This window comes from Ancylobacter novellus DSM 506 (genome assembly GCF_000092925.1).
In the GTDB taxonomy this organism is placed as follows: domain Bacteria; phylum Pseudomonadota; class Alphaproteobacteria; order Rhizobiales; family Xanthobacteraceae; genus Ancylobacter; species Ancylobacter novellus.
The window spans coordinates 2,099,087-2,117,755 of sequence record NC_014217.1; the positions used below are offsets into that span (position 1 = coordinate 2,099,087).

Consider the following 18,669-nt stretch of genomic DNA (forward strand, 5'->3'; position numbering starts at 1 on the left):
CGTCCCCTTGTTCTTGTCCGCCCTCAAGGCTCTAGCGTCAGCAGCAGCGCGGCGATGTCGTCGAAGGCCGGCAGCCCGGCCTCGAAGCCGCGCACCCTATCGGCGAGGCGGCGCAGCGGCCGCGTCTCGTCCGGTCCCAGCCCGGCGAGGAATTCGCCGACCCGCTCTTCGCCATAGAGCTCGCCGGCATGGTCCTGTGCCTCGGTCATGCCGTCGGTGACGACAAGCAGCCGGTCGCCGGCTTCGAGCGTCACCGAAGCGGCGCGGTAGGGGAATTCCTCCGCCACGCCGAGCGCCGGCCCGCCGGCGCCGGGCAGCCGCACCACGCTGCCCTCGCCATTGCGCAGATAGGGCGGCACATGGCCGGCCCGCACATAGGCGAGCGCGCCGGTCTCCACCTCCAGCGTCGCCACCAGCAGCGTCACGAACATGCAGGAGGCGTTGCCCTTGGCCAGCGCGTCGTTGACCAGCGCGGCCGCCCGCGCCGGATCGGCGAACAGTTCCTCCGCGTCCGGCCTTCCGGCCAGCGCGCGAAACATAGCGTGGGTACGTGCCATCATCAGCGCCGCCGCCGCGCCCTTGTCGGAGACGTCGCCGACGATCAGCGCCATGCGCGCCTCGCCCACGGGAAAATAGTCGACCAGGTCGCCGCCGACTTCCTTTGCCGGCTCCAGCAGCGCGTCGATGGCGAGCGAGCGCCCGGCAATCGCGCCGGCGAAGGGCGGCGGCACCAGCGAGAGCTGGAGCGTGCGCGCCTCGATGAGCTCGATCTGCTTGCGCTTCAGCTCGTCGCGGGTGCGGTCGCGGAGCGCCTTCTTCTCCAGCGTGGCGAGCACGCGGGCGCGCAGCAGCGTCGGGTTGAACGGCTTGAAGATGAAGTCGTCGGCGCCGAGCTCGATGCAGCGGACCACCGGCTCGATCTCGTTCAGTGCAGAGACGACGATGACCGGCAATTCGTTGATGCGCCCGTCCGCCCGCAGCCGGTCGAGCACGCCGAAGCCGTCGAGCTCGGGCATCATGATGTCGAGCAGCACGAGGTCGTAGGGCGTCTGGGCAATGGCGGCGAGCGCCTCGTTGCCGTCCGCCGCCTCGTCGAGATGGGAGAAGCCCAGCCGCGACAGGCGCCGCTTCAAGAGGTCCCGGTTCTCGGCGACATCGTCGACCACCAGAATCGCCGCGTTCTGGTCCGTCATGAAGCCTTGTCCACCGTTGCCCGACATGCCGCGCCCGAGACCGGGCAAGGGCGGAATATCCACACTATGCCCCCGCTCCGCAACGCCGAACCTTCGGGAAATGCCGACAAATATTGCATCGATCGCCCCTGCCGGAACGTCCGTCCCGCTGCCGTGTTGACGGCAGGCGCCCCGGAATTTCGAGGAAGGCCGATGTCCGTTTCCGACCCCGCCACGCTCGAGGAACTCAACCGGCTCATCACCGAGGGCGAACCCGGTGTCACCGGCGGCGGGCGCGCCGTGCTCGGCGAGGGACCGATCGGCGCCGACATCGCCCTCGTCGGCGAGCAGCCCGGCGACCGCGAGGACATCGAGGGCCATCCCTTCGTCGGCCCCGCCGGACAGGTGCTGGACCGGGTGATGACGGAAGCCGGCCTCGACCGCAGCCGCGCCTATGTCACCAATGCGGTGAAGCACTTCAAATTCGTCCAGCGCGGCAAGCGGCGCCTCCACCAGAAGCCGACCGCCGGCGAGGTGAAGCATTATCGCTGGTGGCTGCAGCGCGAGATCGACCTCGTGCACCCCAAGCTCGTCGTCGCGCTCGGCGCGACCGCGGTGCTGGCTCTCGCCGGCAAGGCGCTGCCCATCGGCGCCAATCGCGGCGAGACGCATTTCGGCAGCCATGCGGGCTACATCACCGTGCATCCCTCCTCGCTGCTGCGCATCCCTGATGCGGAGGCCAAGCAGGAGGCCTACCGCGCCTTCCTCGCCGATTTCCGCCGCATCCGCACGCTCATCGCGCAGCGCCCGGCCGCCTGACGTAGCGAGGCGCGCGCCCAGCCCCTACATAGAGGCTCGGGAGGCGCGAGGTTCAGCGATGAAGATCATGACTGCGGTGCTCGCCACCGCCTTCACTGTGGCGACGGCCCTGCCGGCCGCCGCGCAATATGCGCCCGTGCGGCCCGATGCGGTGCGGCCGAACGGCCAGAACCTGATGAGCGGACCGTCCTACTGGACGCCGCAGCAGCGCCGGCTCAACGTGCCCGGCGCCACCGCCAATCCGAGCCTCAAGCGCCAGACGCTGCCCTACACCGCTCCGGCACGGGTGACGCCCCAACCCGCGCCCCGCCCGGCGGAAACCCCGGTTCCGGCCGAGACGCCGAAGGTGGACGAGTAGAAAGCCCGACGGCATCGTCCGGCGGAACGCAGCCACACCTCACGCCGGGATCGTGAGCGTCTTCGGCCGTACGCCCAAAGGAGGCACCCCTTGAATGCCGCTTCCGGCAAGCCGGAGCACGGCGTAATATCCGCGCCGAGGAAGGCAGGGAACGCGCGGCGTCGCCCGGAATGTCCGACCGCCCCAGCCGAAGATGACCTTCGACCCAACGCTCCGGGCCAGCCCGGGAGGGGCCCATGGACAAGCAGATGCCCGGCAGGACGACCAGCGGCCGCGGTCGGCTCTTCGACAGCGTGATCGAGACGGTCGGCGACACGCCGGCAATCCGGATCAACAACCTCTCGCCCGAGCACGCGACGATCTACGTCAAGGCCGAGTTCTTCAACCCGGCAGCCTCGGTCAAGGACCGGCTCGCTCTCGCTATCATCGAGCATGGCGAGGCGAGCGGCGCGCTCAAGCCGGGTCAGACGGTGGTGGAGGCGACCAGCGGCAACACCGGCATTGGCCTCGCCATGGTCTGCGCCCAGAAGGGCTATCCGCTCGTCGTGACGATGGCCGACAGCTTCTCGGTGGAAAGACGCAAGCTCATGCGGATGCTTGGCGCCAAGGTGGTGCTGACGCCCCGCGCTCACAAGGGCTTCGGCATGTACCGCAAGGCGGTCGAGCTCGCCGAGGCGAATGGCTGGTTCCTCGCCCACCAGTTCGAGACCGTCGCCAACGCCGCCATCCACGAGGCGACGACCGCCCGCGAGATCATCAACGACTTCGCCGGCCAGCGGCTCGACTATTTCGTCACCGGCTACGGCACCGGCGGCACGGTCGTCGGCGTCGGCCGGGTGCTGCGCCGCGAGCGGCCGGACACGCGGATCGTGCTCAGCGAGCCGGCGAACGCCCAGCTTCTCGGCAGCGGGACGCCACAGCCGCGCAACGAGGACCTCTCCCCCGCCAGCAGCCATCCCGCCTTCGAGCCGCACCCGATCCAGGGCTGGACGCCGGATTTCATCCCCTACGTGCTGCAGGAAGCGGTGGACGACAGGCTCTATGACGAGGTCATCCCCGTTCCGGGCGCGGAGGGGATACGGTGGGCGAGGGAGCTGGCGCGCAGGGAGGGCATCCTGACCGGCATCTCCGGCGGCGCCACCTTCGCGGTCGCCCGACAGGTCGCCGAACGCGCCGCGCCGGGCTCGGTCATCCTCTGCATGCTCCCGGACACCGGCGAACGCTACATGACGACCCCGCTCTTCGAGGGGATCGTTGAAGGAATGGACGCGGAGGAGCTGGCGCTGTCGCGGTCGACCCCCGGCTTCCAGCTCGAGGCCTGATCGCCTCCAGCCCTGTGCCAGAAAGGAGTATGGCCGCTACCCCTTTGGTGCTCCTTGCCGAGCGACCGAATTCGCATTCTGATCTGCGAATATTGCTTGGGGGGAAGCGGTGCTCAGGTACAAATTCGACATCGATGCCGACAGCTTGGCGTATGATGGGCATACCAACGCGCTGGCCATGACGGTTCGTCCGCTGGTTGCCAGTTACGACGAGGGCGCTCTTTTCCAGTTCGGCTGGGGTGTGATGGCCGGTTGCCGGCAGTTGCGCCGCTTGGTCGTCAAAGTGGAACTCGAGGACACCGCCTCGGCGCTGGGTAGGCTGCCGCTGCGGCGGGTGGCATGAAGCTCCATTGCCATCGCTCGACTACCCGGCGGCTGTGACTCCGGGATCCGTGACGCACGTCGCGGCGCGAGCGGAAGGAGAACTCACCTCTTGCTACAGACAGCGGCGCGAGACCTCCTTGAAGCAATCGTGTCGACCCTGCCCGCCTCCGAATGATCGGGCGCGTCCACGAGCTATTCAGGATGCTCTTCCCGCCCGACAGACGCCTAGAGCGCCAGATCCCTTCCAATGGCCATCGAAAAGACGCGCCGCGAAACCACGGCCACTCTCAACCGTGCGACCCTCATCGAGGCTCGGCCCGCCGGCCGCCTCGATGCAAGAGGTCCCGCGCCTCCTCTGCCGAAGGCATCGGGCGCTCCATTTTGGAGGTCCTCATGCGCTCCGCCATAGCCGTTCGGACCGTCGGGCTTCGACCGGCTAATGTCGGGCGACGGCTGCTGCTCTTCCGAGAGGGAGGTCTCGATCAGAGCCTCCGGCGGGAAATAGGTGCCGCCGCTCATGATGAAGGTCAGCGCCTGCATGGCCAGCTGGGGCGTCGTCACGGTCGGCACGAATCCTTGCACTCCGTGCTGAATGGCGTGCAACGCCTCGTGCAGCGCCGGAAGGTCGGACCAAACGACTATCGGGGTATTGGGATGGGTCCGGCGCAGATGCGCCAACCAGCCTAACGCGGTCCGATCGCCGATCGACATATGTCCCAGGCTCAGAATGCCCAGACGATAGGTGAAAGCTGGCAGGTCCGGATCGAGGGACGCTGTCGGATCCCAGAAGTCGAGCTCGACGCCGCGCTCCTGCGCCCACTGCCGAAGCAGGCCCTTGATGCCCAAACCGCGCAGCGCCAGCGAGTCGACGATAAGTACTCGCGGATCAAGCTCTTTGATGACCATGTCAGGCAAAATCGCACCCATCTATCTGATCCGCCATTTCGAGCGCTTTCGCTCCGTCTTTTGTTGACGGTGCGAACTGTTCGCCTTGGGCTGAACTCAGATAAATATTGACGATCGGAAGACAAAAACAAAGATGTCAAAAAGACTTATAGAATTATTCTTGCCGGGTGAGGCAAGAAACTCATACGAAAGCGGTACGCACTCCTGAAACGATCAGGGCCGTGCCCGCCGCATCACGGCAGGACGCGGGCGGTAACGCTGCCGGCTATTCGCGCCGCTTCCAGATTTCTCCCCACGGCGGCAGAAGCCTCGATGGGCGGCCGTTCGTGCGTGCCGGCCCCGGCGACCGTGCCGCCAGCCTCGCCAGCCTCTACGGGTTCGCCACCCTCCTGGGCGATCTCGACGCTGCACAGGGCCGCCTGTGTACGGTTCGTGGCGCCAAGCTTGCGCATGATCTGACGCATGTGGACCTTGACGGTGGACTCGCACATGGCGAGCTCACGGGCGATGACCTTGTTCGAATGGCCGCGCTGCAACAGCCGCCACACGGCAGCCTGGCGCTCGGTCAAGCTGGAGCACTGCGCACGGTAAGTGGCGTGGGCAGGGCCGGACATACGACGCCAATCCGCGCTGTTGCTGAGCGCCTGCGCCTGAAGCAACGCGCTGGGCGGGAAGTACACGCCGCCGGCCAAGATGAAATACAGCGTCTGGAAGACGATCGCCGGAGGTGTCCGAGCACTGATGAACCCTCTCACGCCGGCCTTCAGCGCCTCGATCACCTCCGGAGCGCTGTCGTCCTCGGAAATGACCACCAGCGGCACCTCGGGAAAGGACCGCCGGAGCTCGTCCACTCTGGTCCGCCATTCGCTCGAAGTCGCGCCGCTGTATCCCGCATTGTATACAAGTAGATGTGGCACCGGGTCGATTTCGCCGAGAACGGTATGCCCTTCGGCTTCCGTGATCTCCAACGACGTTCCTTCTTCCTGCGCCCAGTCACGAAGCAGAGAGTGGATACTCGCCCGCCTAAGAGGCAGGTCATCCATTAACACTATACTCACATGCCGCGATTGTATTGGTTCAGTTGAAGCCATGATCTTGCCCCTCCGACAGTCGATCCGCCATGTTGGCGATTTCAACTGTCAAATTATTTGTATCTATAGATATATACTCCACGATGCCAAGCCGATAACTTAGCACACCATCATGCCGCCGCAAGCACGGCACGCTTCTCCCAGTCTGCCGCTAAGCCTGACGGCGAGCGAGTCTCAATGCTGCCGCCCATGCGCTCATCGGGATTTCTCGCAAAATTATCTCAAAATCGAAAACAATATTCCGGTTCCGAGATGTGACACTCCTAGGTTTCGCGGAAACTCCTCCGCATGACGTTGCGGAATGGTTCGGCAAGATAATCCAAGAAGGTCCGCTCCCTGGATACGATCAATACCTCGGCGGGCATGCCGGCCTGGAGCTCGATCAAATCGTTGAACTGCTCAAGCTCGCTCGGATCCACCTCGACCTTGGCCAGATAGTAGGTTTGCCCTGTCGTCTGATCGACCATGGCATCCGCCGAAACCGACTTCACAAAACCGTCAATCCGCGGAAGCTCCCAGCGTGAGAAGGCGGTCAGATGAACCTGCGCAGGCAGACCCGGATGCACGACATCGACGTCCACAGGGGAGATACGTGCTTCAATCAGCAGGGTTTCTTCGATCGGGACGATGTCGAGTATCGGGTCGCCGGCCTTGATCACACCGCCTAACGTCTTGAAACGAAGATTGACGACGGTGCCGTTTATCGGTGCCGCGATCGTCGTTCGCGCCAGGACGTCGCGGGTCAGCTGCAGCTTCTCGGTCACGTCGGCGAGTTCGACGCGGACCTTGTCCATCTGCTCGGAGACCTCGTCCTGCCGCTCGGCGTCGAGCGCGAGAAGCTGGACTTCCGTCTCGCCGATCTGCTGCTCCGCCCGCGAGATCATCCCGAGATACTCGCCACGGCGCCCCTCGATCTCGGCGCGGGCACGCTCCAGGCTGAGCACCTCCGACTTGCGGATCAGCTCCTTCTGCAAGAGGTAGCGCTTGCCCTTCAGCTCCTCGGCGATCAGCTCGAGTTGCTGCGAGGTGGACGCCGCCTGCGCCTCCAGCGCCTTGATCTGGTGCTGCGACTGCTCGATGCGTCGCTTGAGGATTTCCCGCTGCCGACGGTCCGATGTCCGCCGCGTCTCGAACATGGTGCGCTGGCCGTCGAGGACCGACTTGAGTTCGTCGGACGTCCCGGTGGCCATCAGCTCCGGCGGAAACTCGATCTCGGCGCGTCCTTCCTGTTCGGCTGTCAGGCGCGCCCGCATGGCCAGCAGCGTGCGGTAGCGGTGCAGCTGCCCACGCATGGCCGTATCGGGCTGCACGCTCTCGAGTCGCACCAGCGTCTGGCCGGCGGTGACGCGATCGCCGTCCTTCACCTCCAGGCTGGCGATGATGCCGCCCTCCAGATGCTGGACGACGCGCCGGCTGCCGTCGGGGCTGATCACGCCCGCGGCGACCGCGCCGCCGGCGAGAGGCGCCAGCGCGCCCCAGGCGAGGAAGCCGCCGAGGAAGGTGACGATCAGCACCCCGCCCATCAGTTTGGGGCCACGTACGATGCGTCGGAAAGAGGCGGAATCGTCCGGCGTGAGGAGGCGCGGCGTTCCATAGAGATCCACGACGGAGACTGCTTTCGATGTGGAGCGCATGTCGACCCCCTGTCCCTATTCTGCGGCTTCCGCCGTCAGACGTTCCTGCCGTTCGGCCTCGGACTGAACCTTCTCCGGCGTAGGCGGCTCGGACGCCGCGACGCGAAGGCGCTTCAGGATTTCGTCGCGGCTGCCGAACGCTTCGATGCGTCCGTCGCGCAGCAGCAGAATCTTGTCGGCCTGGGCGATGGTCGAGGGGCGATGCCCGACGATGAGCAGCGTCGCGCCCCGGCCCTTCATCTCCTCGATGGCGGCGGATAGGGCGGCCTCGCCGGCCTGGTCGAGATTGGCATTGGGCTCGTCGAGCACGATCAGCTTCGGATCGCCATAGACGGCGCGGGCGAGACCGATCCGCTGGCGCTGGCCGCCGGAAAGCCGCAGCCCGCCGTCGCCGATCGCCGTGTCGTAGCCGTTCGGCAGCAGCTGGATCATCTCGTGGGCGTGCGCCAGCATGGCTGCCCGGATCACCGCCCCCTCGTCCACGCAGTTCATGCGGGCGATGTTGTCGCGGATGGTGCCCGGGAAGAGCTCCGGTTCCTGCGGCAGGTAGCCGATGTGGGGGCCCAACTCGTCGGGATTCCAGTGCCGCAGGTCCGACCCATCGAGCCGGATCACGCCGCCGGCCGGCTGCGCGACCCCGACCAGCAACCGGCATAGCGAGCTCTTGCCGCTGGCGGAAGGACCGATGACGGCGATGGCTTCTCCGGGAATGGCCTCGAAATTCAGACCGTAGAGAACCGGCGCCGTGCCGCCGGGCGGGCTGTATGTCACGCGCTGGATCGACAGGTGCCCCTCGGGAGCGGGCAGGCTGGTGCGACGAGGCTCATCCGGAAGGCTCTGGAGGCGGGTCTTCAGGCGGCCATAGGCGATGCGGGCGGCGGAGAAGTTGCGCCAGGTCGCCATCGCCATCTCGACCGGCGCGAGCGCCCGGCCCAGCAGGATCGACGAGGCGATCATGACGCCACCGGACACCTGCCCCTTCAGCACCAGATAGGCGCCGAGACCGAGGATGGCCGACTGCATGAACAGCCGCGCGAACTTGGTGATGCCGAGAAGGACAGCGCCGCGATCGCTTGCCCTCTTGGAGGCACGCAGGCCGACGGAGTTGGCCTCGCGCCAGTGGGCGGTGAGCGCCGGCAGCATGCCCATCGCGGACACCACCTCGGCGTTGCGGATCGTGGTCTCGGCCTGCATCGTGGCGACGATCTGCGCCTGGTTGGCGGCCTGCAGGGCACGGCGGGTGATCGCCTCATTGGCGAGGCCGAGCACCAGCAGGATCGCGGTCGAGACGATCGCCAGCGTGCCGAGGGCCGGATGCAGCATCCAGATGAGCGCGAGATAGACCGGCGCCCATGGCGCATCGAAAAGCACGCCGAGAGCGGGCGAGGAGATCAGCGTCTGCACCTGCTGCAGGTCGCGCAGGGGCTGGGCGCCGGATCCGTCGCCAAGGAGGCGGGAGCGGACCGAGTTGGCCAGGTAGACCGGGCCGAGGCAATCGGCCAGCCAGATGCTGATCCTTGTGGTCAGCATGGAACGGATGCTGTCGAGCATGCCGAACAGCAGCAGCGCCGCCGCCGCCATGATGGTGAGCATCAGCAACGTGTCGACGTTGCCGGTCACCATGACCCGGTCATAGACCTGGAGCATGTAGAGGGGCGATGCCAGCGTGAGCAGGTTGATCGCCAGGCTGAACAGCACCAGCGAGCCGAATGCCTGTCCACATTGAGACACGGCCAGGTCTAGGTCGGTCTCGGTATTGCGGCCTCGTCTATCGCGCATGGACATGCACTCCCCCATTCGCTTGCCGCCCGAAGGAGCGGCTGCCCCTTGCTCATTGCGTCAGGCGATCAGGTTGGGATCGACGAAGACATCCTGTTGCAGGATCTGGTTGGCGAAGGCCGATGCCGATGGCACGTCCGCCGTCGTTCCGACCAGGACATAGGTCGTGTGCGTCGAGCCGGAGAGGCGCAGCGCCAGGGTGGTGCTGCTGCCCGGCAGCAGCGTGAGCGCCGCGCCGGAGAGGCTGTTCAGGAGGATGTCCTCGCCGGACTGGTAGTCGGCGATGACGTTGGTGCCGCCCATGATCTGGAAGACGTCGGCACCGGCCGTGCCGCCATCGGCAATGCCGTCGCCGTAGAGGGTCTTGCTGCCGGAGCCGTTGGCCACCAGCAGGTCGGCCCCGCTGCCGCCTCGCATGACGTCGTTGCCGGCGCCCGACACCAGCTTATTGCCGGCGGTGCTGCCGAACAGCGTGTCGGTGAAGTTGGAGCCGATGATGGACTCGATCGTGTTGAGAATGTCGCCGGCGGCATGGCCGCCCGAGCCTACGGTGGCGGAGGCAGGATTGGCCGAGAGCTGCACGACGACGCCGGCATTGGAGGCCGAGTAGTCGACGGTATCGACTCCATCCCCACCCACCAGCGTGTCGACGCCAAGGCCGCCGACCAACCGATCGTTGCCGCCGCCGCCGTCGAGGCGGTTGTCGCCGTCGCTGCCGGTGAGGACGTCGGCGAATGCCGAGCCGGTCAGGTTTTCGATGCCGCTGAGCTGGTCGCCCTGGGCGTCGCCGCCGGATCCCACCGTGGTGGCCGTGGCGCTGATTGCGACGGTGACGCCGCTCGCCGAGCTCGAATAGCTCGCCGTGTCGGTGCCGAGGCCGCCGATAAGCACGTCCGCGCCGCCCTGGCCGCGCAGCGTGTCGTTGCCCCCGCCGCCCTCCAGGCGGTTGGCGCCGGCGCTGCCCTGCAGGGTGTCGTTGAAGGCGGAGCCGATGACGTTCTCGATCTGGGCGATGATGTCGCCCTGGGCGTGGCCGCCACTGCCCTGGGTGGCCTGGCCGGGAACATCGGTGAGGCCGAGGCCCACGGCCGCGTTCGAGCCCGAATAGTCGATCGTATCGACGCCGTCGCCGCCGATCAGCGTATCGGCACCCTCGCCGCCGGCGAGCATGTCGTTGCCGGCGCCGCCGTCGAGGCGATTGACGCCCGTCCCGGCACGCAGCACGTCGTTGAAGGCCGAACCGATCAGGTTCTCGATGTTGGTGATCTGATCGCCCTCGGCGTCCCCGCCGGTACCGATTGTCGTCGCCGCCGGATCGATGGTGACGTTCACGGCGGTCGACGAGGTCGAATACTCGGCCGTGTCCACGCCGCCATTGCCGTTCAGCACGTCGGCGCCGGCTCCGCCGACGAAGGTGTCGGCGAGCTCGCCGCCGAGCAGCGTATCGACGAAGGCGCTGCCGATGATCCGTTCGATGGATATCAGCGAGTCGCCCTCGGCATCCCCGCCCGTTCCGGTACCCGCCGCCTGCGGATCGGCCGCCGACGAATTGAGCTGGATCGTGACGCCCGCTGCCGAGGTCGAGTAGTCGGAGGTGTCGAAGCCGCCCTGTCCGACGATGAGGTCGGCGCCGCCGCCGCCCTGGAAGCTGTTATTGGCGTTGTCGCCGGCGAGAATGTCGTCTGCCACCGAACCGATCAGGGCCTCGATGGAACTGAACGTGTCGCCCGCGGCGGCTCCGGAGGCCACATTGGCGAGCAGGTCGATGCCCACCGCGCCGCCGGCCGAATAGTCCGCCGTGTCGAAGCCGTCGCCGCCCTCGAGCTGGTCCGCACCGGTGCCGCCGTCGAAGCGGTCATCGCCCGCGCCGCCGGACATGATGTCGTTGCCCGAGCCGCCGAGCAGCACATCGTTGCCTGCCTCGCCATGGAGCTGGTCATTGCCGTCGCCGGCATTGAGGTCGTCATCGCCGTCGCCGCCATAGAGCAGATCGTTGCCCAGGGACGCATTGAGCCAGTCATTCCCGCCGCCGCCACGCAGCGTGTCGTCGCCTATGCTCGCAATGAGCTGGTCGTTTCCTTCGCCGCCGTCCAGCAGGTCGTTGCCGTCACCGGAGGTGAGCAGATCGTCGCCCTGGCCGCCGTAAAGCTGGTCGTGGCCGAAGCCGCCGATCAGATTGTCGGCACCGCCGCCGCCGAACAGCCGGTCGTCGCCGGAGCCGCCGTCGAGCGTGTCGGCGCCGCCCGCGACCGCATCGTTGACGCCGTCGGGGATTCCGTCCCCGTCATCGTCGTCCGGAATGCCGTTGCCATCGACGTCGGTGATGGTGTCGCCGATCAGCAGGTCGTTGCCGTTATTGCCGCGCAGCGTGTCGTTGCCGAGCATGCCGACGAGCTGGTTGTCGAGGCCGTTGCCCGACAGGATGTCGTTCTTGCCGGAGCCGGTGAGGTTCTCGATGCCCAGCAAGGTGTCGCCGGTGGCGTCGCCGCCCGCGCCGCGGGTGGACTTCTGCGGGTCGAGATTGAGGGAGATGATGACGGCGGCCGACGAAGACGAGTAGACGGCCGTGTCGACGCCGTCGCCGCCGGTCAGCGTGTCGCCGCCGGCGCCGCCGATCAGGACATCGTTGCCCGCGCCGCCGTTCAGGCGGTCCGTGCCGGCGCCGCCATCGAGCACGTCGTCGCTCTCGGCCGCGGTAAGCGTGTCATTGCCATCGCCGCCGACGAGAAGATCGCCTCCCGTCGTGCCGGCGCGGACGCTGATCGTATCGTTGCCGGCCAGACCGCGTACCTCGAACCGCCCGGAGGACGTGACCTCGACGACATCGTTGCCGTTCGTCCGGCTGATCAATTGATAGGTGGGCGGCAATGTGGTCGCCATAGCCAGCGCAAGCGACGTAGCGGAGGATTCCGCGCCGACGGGACCCGTCGTCGCAGCGGCAAGCACTGCGGGAGCGGACATCTTCGACAATGAAGTCGACGAATAACTTTTTGTTATCCTGATAGACGTTGCCATAGTCGACGCTCCTGCTCGCTTCGCTGATAGCTGTCTGATAGCTGTATGAGATCAGGCTAATGCTTTTCGAACGGCGCCAACAATGGCTCTGTCGTTTAAGCAACTTTGGAGGTAGGTCGATCCACTTGTGGTAACGAGCGGTGCACCTCTTTCGGCGTAAATGCCTACCCAAGCACCACAATTCGCGCTGCTGGAGAAAGCACCGGGACCGGCGGCTCATCCGGCTACAAAAGAAAACGGGCTCCGGGGGGGTGTCCGGAGCCCGCAACTGCCGAAGGCCAAGCCGGGAATGGGGAACCCCGGCCGTTACTCCACTCAGCCCACGGCAGAGTAGCCGGTCAGCGTGATGCTCGAATACTCGTCTTCGAGCGTGATCACCGCGAGGTTCACCTCGGTCGCGGTGTCCTCGCCGATCGCCTGCACGTCGACCTGGAAGCCGGCCCAGTTGCCGTCGATGTCCACGCAGACGTTGATCTCCGGGTCGACATTGTAGTTGCTCTCGTAGTCGACCGTGGTGTTGAATTCCATGGTCACGTCGAGATTGAAGTTGTATTCGACGTCGAGATCCCACTCGAAGTCGCTGTCGCCGCCGCCACCGCCGCCGTTGTGATCCCAATCAAACATGACAGTCTCCATTTCCCAAGATCGGCATTGTTACCGACAATGAAAATAGTATTTATCGTCATTGCCTTCATCAATTGCTCAATCGAATTATAAACCCAATGGCTAAGACGAACATTTAAACAACTCTCAAAAATAGACTTTTGTACTATAGTTCAAAAATGCGGCATTATCGAACAGAATAGTCATTCAATGCCGAGGATAACGCCAACCGTTGCGGTCGATAGCTGATCCTCGACGGTAAGCCCGAAGAAATCCACAGTCACAACCGTGTTATCGGCAACCGCCGTGGCTGAAACGTCAAACAGGACCACATTGTCATCGATGGTGTAACTCGGCTCGTCTCCGGAACAGCCGCATGCAGGATCCTCCGATGGCTCCAGCGTCAACGGCAATTCCAGGGACGGCTCCGGCTCGGCGATGTCGTCCACTGCCACCACGTCGTCCACGGGTTCACCAGCGGGGACGTCGTCGACGTCCATCGCGAAGAGCGTGCTCTCCGAGCTCGAATACCAGGCGGCCTGATCGGGCTCCTGGACGTATTCGGTGACGGAGACATTCAGGGTGACGACCTGATCGGCATCGCCGACGAAATCCACGTAGGAATAGGCATTCGCATAGGTGCCGGGATCGCCCTCGCCGATCGCCAGGAAGTCGGCGGAGCCGCTCGCGATCTGCACGTTTCCGTCGTCGCCGAGGAAGGCGGAGACCTCGGCCACCGCCAGCGTATCCTCGCCGACCGCGGTGGCGTCCCCGCCGATGGCCATGGACATGCCGTCTTCGGTGCTGATCGACGGGGCGGACTGAACGTCCGACGCGATCGTGACCGCATGGATGGCCTCGTCCTCCGCCACTACCGATATTTCGGTGACGGCGACGTCAAACGTTTGGCCGACGCTCGAGCTGACGGTGAATGACATGGCGCCTACCTGTACCCGATGTTGAATCTATTCGGTCAAGCGAAGCTCCTTGCAACGCTTCATTGGTATCTCATGCAAAGGAGGTGCGGCCGGGGCCGGTATATCTTAGGAAGTAAATGGACCTCGCTCGAATTACCTTTCCCGGCAAGGAGGGATGACTAGGCGATAAACATCGCCGCGCCAGCCGCGCCGGTCGCGTCGAGAGGAACGATCGAATGGCCGACGCTTGCCACCTCACGCGCCTCGACCGCGCCCCGCATCACCATCCGCAATATCGGAACGGCTTCGAGATCGGACAGCGTCTCGCTCGTGGAGGCATCGTCGAATTCGGGATTGATGACGAAGAAGTCGTCGAGCCTGATGACGGCCTCGCCGCCATTGAGCATGAAGGTGATGATCAGGTCGTTGGGATCGCAGTCCGCGCGCTCGACGAAGATGGTCTCGCCGTTTGCCGCACGCAGGGAGTCGTCCGTCGACCAGCCGTCGAAACCGACGAAGCGGTCACCCTCATGGACGTTGAAATCCTGCACGGTCCGGCATCCCTCGATCTGCGAGAGGTCGTAGAGGTCCGCGCCCGACAGGCAAACCATGGAGGCGTCCTCGCACGGGTGCTCGGACTTGAGCGGGGTCAACGCCTCGCAGCTGGTGCAGTCGCCGCCGTCGGCGTCGCCCTCTGCGCCGCCATCTTCCTCCGCGACTTCAGCCTCCTCCGCCGGCTCGCCTTCGGGGCCCCAGGGGCTGCCGCAGGTCAGCGATAGGGCGGGATCGGAGCCGCAAGGGGCGAGGTTCGCGCCGAAGAGGTCGCCTCCGCCGCCACCCGCAGACGTCGTCGTCGCGTCGACGCCGCCGGCGGCGCTCGGCCCGAAACTCATGGAGGCGAAGGTGGGCAGGGAAGGTCCGTCGTCGCCGCCGTCGCCGCTCGGGCCCGGAGGCTTGGGGACATTGGGGTCGATCGGATCGGTCGGATCGAACGGCTTCGTGGGATCGATGGGCTTCGTCGGGTCCACGGGCTTCGTCGGATCGGTCGGATCGGTGGGGTCCGTCGGGTCCGTCGGATTGGTCGGATCCGTGGGATCAGTGGGGTCAGTGGGGTCAGTGGGGTCCGTTGGATCGGTCGGATCGGTTGGATCCGTGGGGTCCGTGGGATCGGTGGGGTCCGTCGGGTCCGTCGGATCGTCGTTGGACGCGTAGTCGACGGCGCCGAACAGGCCGGCATTCACCAACGACATCTGATCCTCGACGGTCAGCGCCTCGACGATGGACTCGGCGAAGGTGTCCTTGCCCCTGACGTCGTTGGCGAGCGTGAAGGTCGCGAGGTTGCCGGAGACGGTGAGCGGAGGGCCCCACCCGGTGCCGCCCATGGTGATCGTCGTATCCATCGACAGCACGAGCGGGCCGCCGATGGGCGTGTATCCCGCTATGTCGATCGCCAGGAACTCGACCTCGGCCTGCTCGGCCGCCCAGGCGGTCGAGCCGCACCGTCCCCACATCGTGGTGGTCTGGCTGACCGCGATGACGACGTCGGCGCCACAGGCGTCGATGATGACATCGGAGGAAGCCAGCAGCGCCTGATCGGCCGTCCCGCTCGCGAAGGAGGAAATCTCCGCCTCGCCGACCGCGACCGCGCCCCATGAGAAGGACGTGAGCTCCAGCGAGGCCAGCACATCGACGAACGTGTCTTCGCCAACGGCCACGGCGGACGGCGACAGGCCGACTGAAAGGCCGGAATCCGCCGCTTCGTCCACCCATGCCAGTTTGGCTATCAGCCCTTCGATGGATTCCGACAATTGGAGAGCATCGAGAACGTCACAGATAACCCCTCCGGTGGAGTCTCCATTACCGGAAGACGTATTTGACGTTAAAGTGGAGCCATCCGTATTCATTGCACTCCCCCACGATTGACGGGTTTGTGCATGAATACGACTTCTTCTTCGATGTCAGAAACATTGCAAAGGGTGATAAAACCTTTTGCATATGCTTCAACCGATTGGACATCGGCCAGAAGAGGGTGCCGCGGCCACCGTAAAACGCGCCGGCTCGACGCTTGCCACTCGCGGCACGACCCGGCTGCCGGGCTGCTATCCGATTGGTGTCCGGAGCGAGAAATGAAGCAGGCGCCCGCCTCATCGGCCGGCGACGCATCTAGAAGGCGTATCAGCCTTTAGAGGCGATGTTTTCTCGCGCGCGCCACGGCACTGTTGCGACGCGGGCGGACTGCACATTTGCCCGCTGCCCCGGTCGAGCGGCGGAAACGCCTCTCGACCGGGCGCGCCTAGCTGCAAGAGAGCACCGGGCTGAATTCCGCGCTCGGCGGATGTGTGTGCCTATCCCACGCCGTGATGCGGATAGGACCCAGAGCAGTCACCAGCTTGCTCTGGGTCCGCCCCAGCAACGCAACAAGACCGCAAGCGCACGATGCGAGGTGAACACCGCGTGGCGACCGGCAACCTATGGATAGAAGTGCCCGTGGCGTGGATGGCAGTCGTCGCGCTGGTCTTGCTGATCTTCTGGCTCGGCAAACAGCCGCCGCGTCGCTGACGTTCCTCTCCCGATTGATCGTCGTCCCGGAATTGCCGCAGGCAATATCCGGGATCGCTCTCCGATCGGGTCACGATCCCGGATCGGCCTTTCGGCCGTCCGGGATGACGCCTTCAGAGATCCCCCTCAGTCCCGCTGCAAATCCGGCGGGCTCGCCTCGGCCACCAGCGCCGCCAGCGCCTCGTCGAGGGTCAGCGTGGTCTGGTTCTGCGAGCCGAGCCGGCGGATCGAGACGGTGCGCTCGGCGGCCTCCTTGCGGCCGACGACGATGAGCGCCGGCACCTTGGCGACCGAATGCTCGCGCACCTTGTAGTTGATCTTCTCGTTGCGCAGGTCGAGCTCGACGCGCAGGCCCATCTTGCGCGCCGCCGCGGCGATCTCTTCGGCATAGGGATCGCCGTCGGAGGTGATGGTCGCCACCACCGCCTGCACCGGCGCCAGCCAGAGCGGGAAATGCCCGGCATGGTGCTCGATCAGGATGCCGGTGAAGCGCTCCATCGAGCCGCAGATGGCGCGGTGGATCATCACCGGCGTCTTCTTCTGGCCGTCGGCGTCGACATAGAAGGCGCCGAAGCGCTCCGGCAGGTTGAAGTCGACCTGCGTGGTGCCGCACTGCCATTCGCGGCCGATGGCGTCGCGCAGCGTGTATTCGAACTTCGGCCCGTAGAACGCGCCCTCGCCCGGCAGGATGCCGGTCTTGATCTTGCCGCCCGATTCCGCCTCGATCTGGGTCAGCACCCGCTCCATGACGTCCTCGGCGTGATCCCACACCTCGTCGGAGCCGACGCGCTTTTCCGGGCGGGTGGAGAGCTTCACCACGATCTCCTCGAAGCCGAAATCGGCATAGGTGGAGAGGATCAGCTCGTTGATCTTCAGGCACTCCGCCGCCATCTGCTCCTCGGTGCAGAAGATGTGGGCGTCGTCCTGGGTGAAGCCGCGCACGCGCATCAGCCCGTGCAGCGCGCCGGACGGCTCGTAGCGGTGCACCGCGCCGAACTCCGCAAGCCGCATGGGAAGATCGCGGTAGGACTTCAAGCCGTGCTTGAAGATCTGCACATGGCCCGGGCAGTTCATGGGCTTGAGCGCATAGACCCGGTCATTGTCCTCGGCGTCGCCCGCGGGCTGCACCTTGAACATGTTGTCCTTGTACCAGCCCCAATGGCCGGAGGTCTCCCACAGCGACTTGTCGAGCACCTGCGGGGCGTTGACCTCGCTATAGTCGGCCGCAAGGCGGCGGCGCATATAGGCGACGAGGTTCTGGAACAGGTTCCAGCCCTTCGGGTGCCAGAACACGACGCCCGGCCCCTCCTCCTGGAAGTGGAACAGGTCCATCTCCCGGCCGAGCCGGCGGTGGTCGCGCTTCTCGGCCTCCTCGAGCTGGAGGATGTAGGCGTCGAGTTCTTCGCGGTCGCGCCACGCCGTGCCGTAGATGCGGGTCAGCATCGGGTTCTTGGCGTCGCCGCGCCAATAGGCGCCGGCCACCTTCATCAGCTTGAAGGCGTCGCCGACCTTGCCGACGCTCGGCATGTGCGGGCCGCGGCAGAGGTCGAACCAGTTGCCCTGCTTGTAGATCTTGATCTGCTGGTCGGCGGGGATCGCGTCCACCAACTCGACCTTGAACGCCTCGCCCTTCTCGGCGAAGACGCGCTTGGTCTCCTCGCGGTCCCACACCTCCTTGGTGAAGGACGCGTCGCGGGCGACGATCTCGCGCATCTTCTTCTCGATGGCGGGGAAGTCCTCGAGGCTGAACGGCTCGTTGCGGAAGAAGTCGTAATAGAAGCCGTTCTCGATCACCGGGCCAATGGTGACCTGCGTGCCCGGCCACAGCTCCTGCACCGCCTCGGCGAGCACATGCGCGGCATCGTGGCGGATCAGCTCCAGCGCCTCCGGGCTCTCGCGGGTGATGAGCTCGAACTTCGCGTCTTGGGTGATGGGGTCGGAAAGGTCGCTCAGCGTGCCGTCGAGCTTCATCGCCAGCGACTTCTTGGCGAGCGACTTGGCGATGGAGGCGGCGACTTCGGCGCCCGTGGTGCCGGAGGCATAGGCTCGCACGGCGCCATCGGGGAAGGTGAGATTCACAGTTGCCGGCTCGCCGGCAACGTTCTGGCTCACGAGATTTTCGGACATCGGCTTTTCTCCTGCCCACTCCTGCGAACCACGCAGGTAGGCT

General features: G+C 65.6%; 14 protein-coding genes. 4 read left to right on the top strand and 10 right to left on the bottom strand.

What is annotated here, in order from left to right:
* Positions 1-23 precede the first annotated feature (23 nt).
* Positions 24-1,193 (bottom strand): PP2C family protein-serine/threonine phosphatase, encoded by a 1,170-nt coding sequence (locus SNOV_RS10000; protein ID WP_013166803.1) that lies wholly within the window; start codon positions 1,191-1,193, stop codon positions 24-26.
* Between the two features lie 192 nt (positions 1,194-1,385).
* Here SNOV_RS10000 and SNOV_RS10005 point away from each other — a divergent pair, with 192 nt between their 5' ends.
* The 4 genes from SNOV_RS10005 to SNOV_RS10020 all read left to right on the top strand — a co-directional run bounded on the left by SNOV_RS10005 (position 1,386) and on the right by SNOV_RS10020 (position 4,014).
* On the top strand, positions 1,386-1,991 hold the full coding sequence (locus SNOV_RS10005; RefSeq protein WP_041782154.1) for a UdgX family uracil-DNA binding protein: 606 nt from the start codon (positions 1,386-1,388) through the stop codon (positions 1,989-1,991).
* 58 nt (positions 1,992-2,049) lie between these two features.
* Positions 2,050-2,349, top strand: a complete 300-nt coding sequence (locus SNOV_RS10010; RefSeq protein WP_013166804.1) for a hypothetical protein — start codon at positions 2,050-2,052, stop codon at positions 2,347-2,349.
* 236 nt (positions 2,350-2,585) lie between these two features.
* Positions 2,586-3,671: a PLP-dependent cysteine synthase family protein gene (locus tag SNOV_RS10015; RefSeq protein WP_013166805.1), complete on the top strand. Its 1,086-nt coding sequence runs from the start codon at positions 2,586-2,588 to the stop codon at positions 3,669-3,671.
* A gap of 109 nt (positions 3,672-3,780) precedes the next feature.
* A complete protein-coding gene (locus SNOV_RS10020; RefSeq protein ID WP_013166806.1) occupies positions 3,781-4,014 on the top strand; it encodes a hypothetical protein in 234 nt (77 codons plus the stop codon).
* A gap of 206 nt (positions 4,015-4,220) precedes the next feature.
* On the opposite strand, the gene SNOV_RS10025 is transcribed toward SNOV_RS10020, so the two are convergent.
* From SNOV_RS10025 to thrS, 9 genes are all read right to left on the bottom strand, one after another.
* On the bottom strand, positions 4,221-4,922 hold the full coding sequence (locus tag SNOV_RS10025) for a response regulator transcription factor (protein WP_013166807.1): 702 nt from the start codon (positions 4,920-4,922) through the stop codon (positions 4,221-4,223).
* A gap of 212 nt (positions 4,923-5,134) precedes the next feature.
* Positions 5,135-5,869 (bottom strand): LuxR family transcriptional regulator, encoded by a 735-nt coding sequence (locus SNOV_RS10030; protein ID WP_187291108.1) that lies wholly within the window; start codon positions 5,867-5,869, stop codon positions 5,135-5,137.
* A 386-nt stretch (positions 5,870-6,255) separates the two neighbouring features.
* Positions 6,256-7,626 carry an HlyD family type I secretion periplasmic adaptor subunit gene (locus tag SNOV_RS10035; protein ID WP_013166809.1) on the bottom strand — a complete coding sequence of 457 codons (1,371 nt, stop codon included), beginning with the start codon at positions 7,624-7,626 and terminating at the stop codon, positions 6,256-6,258.
* 15 nt (positions 7,627-7,641) lie between these two features.
* Complete coding sequence (locus tag SNOV_RS10040; RefSeq protein ID WP_144295976.1) at positions 7,642-9,411, bottom strand: type I secretion system permease/ATPase; 1,770 nt, start codon at positions 9,409-9,411, stop codon at positions 7,642-7,644.
* 54 nt (positions 9,412-9,465) lie between these two features.
* Positions 9,466-12,420 carry a calcium-binding protein gene (locus SNOV_RS10045; RefSeq protein ID WP_013166811.1) on the bottom strand — a complete coding sequence of 985 codons (2,955 nt, stop codon included), beginning with the start codon at positions 12,418-12,420 and terminating at the stop codon, positions 9,466-9,468.
* Between the two features lie 315 nt (positions 12,421-12,735).
* Entirely contained in the window at positions 12,736-13,044 is a 309-nt protein-coding gene (locus SNOV_RS10050) for a hypothetical protein (protein WP_013166812.1), read from the bottom strand.
* A 182-nt stretch (positions 13,045-13,226) separates the two neighbouring features.
* Positions 13,227-13,961, bottom strand: a complete 735-nt coding sequence (locus SNOV_RS10055; RefSeq protein ID WP_013166813.1) for a hypothetical protein — start codon at positions 13,959-13,961, stop codon at positions 13,227-13,229.
* Positions 13,962-14,119: 158 nt separating this feature from the next.
* Positions 14,120-15,748, bottom strand: a complete 1,629-nt coding sequence (locus tag SNOV_RS24080) for a hypothetical protein (RefSeq protein ID WP_244412920.1) — start codon at positions 15,746-15,748, stop codon at positions 14,120-14,122.
* 877 nt (positions 15,749-16,625) lie between these two features.
* On the bottom strand, positions 16,626-18,626 hold the full coding sequence (gene thrS / locus SNOV_RS10065; RefSeq protein ID WP_013166815.1) for a threonine--tRNA ligase: 2,001 nt from the start codon (positions 18,624-18,626) through the stop codon (positions 16,626-16,628).
* Positions 18,627-18,669: the final 43 nt, after the last annotated feature.

Coding starts and splice junctions, on each gene's coding strand:
- SNOV_RS10000 (WP_013166803.1), bottom strand. CDS start 1,193: ATGACGGACCAGAACGCGGCGATTCTGGTGGTCGACGATGTCGCCGAG.
- SNOV_RS10005 (WP_041782154.1), top strand. CDS start 1,386: ATGTCCGTTTCCGACCCCGCCACGCTCGAGGAACTCAACCGGCTCATC.
- SNOV_RS10010 (WP_013166804.1), top strand. CDS start 2,050: ATGAAGATCATGACTGCGGTGCTCGCCACCGCCTTCACTGTGGCGACG.
- SNOV_RS10015 (WP_013166805.1), top strand. CDS start 2,586: ATGGACAAGCAGATGCCCGGCAGGACGACCAGCGGCCGCGGTCGGCTC.
- SNOV_RS10025 (WP_013166807.1), bottom strand. CDS start 4,922: ATGGGTGCGATTTTGCCTGACATGGTCATCAAAGAGCTTGATCCGCGA.
- SNOV_RS10035 (WP_013166809.1), bottom strand. CDS start 7,626: ATGCGCTCCACATCGAAAGCAGTCTCCGTCGTGGATCTCTATGGAACG.
- SNOV_RS10040 (WP_144295976.1), bottom strand. CDS start 9,411: ATGTCCATGCGCGATAGACGAGGCCGCAATACCGAGACCGACCTAGAC.
- SNOV_RS10045 (WP_013166811.1), bottom strand. CDS start 12,420: ATGGCAACGTCTATCAGGATAACAAAAAGTTATTCGTCGACTTCATTG.
- SNOV_RS10050 (WP_013166812.1), bottom strand. CDS start 13,044: ATGTTTGATTGGGATCACAACGGCGGCGGTGGCGGCGGCGACAGCGAC.
- SNOV_RS10055 (WP_013166813.1), bottom strand. CDS start 13,961: ATGTCATTCACCGTCAGCTCGAGCGTCGGCCAAACGTTTGACGTCGCC.
- thrS (WP_013166815.1), bottom strand. CDS start 18,626: ATGTCCGAAAATCTCGTGAGCCAGAACGTTGCCGGCGAGCCGGCAACT.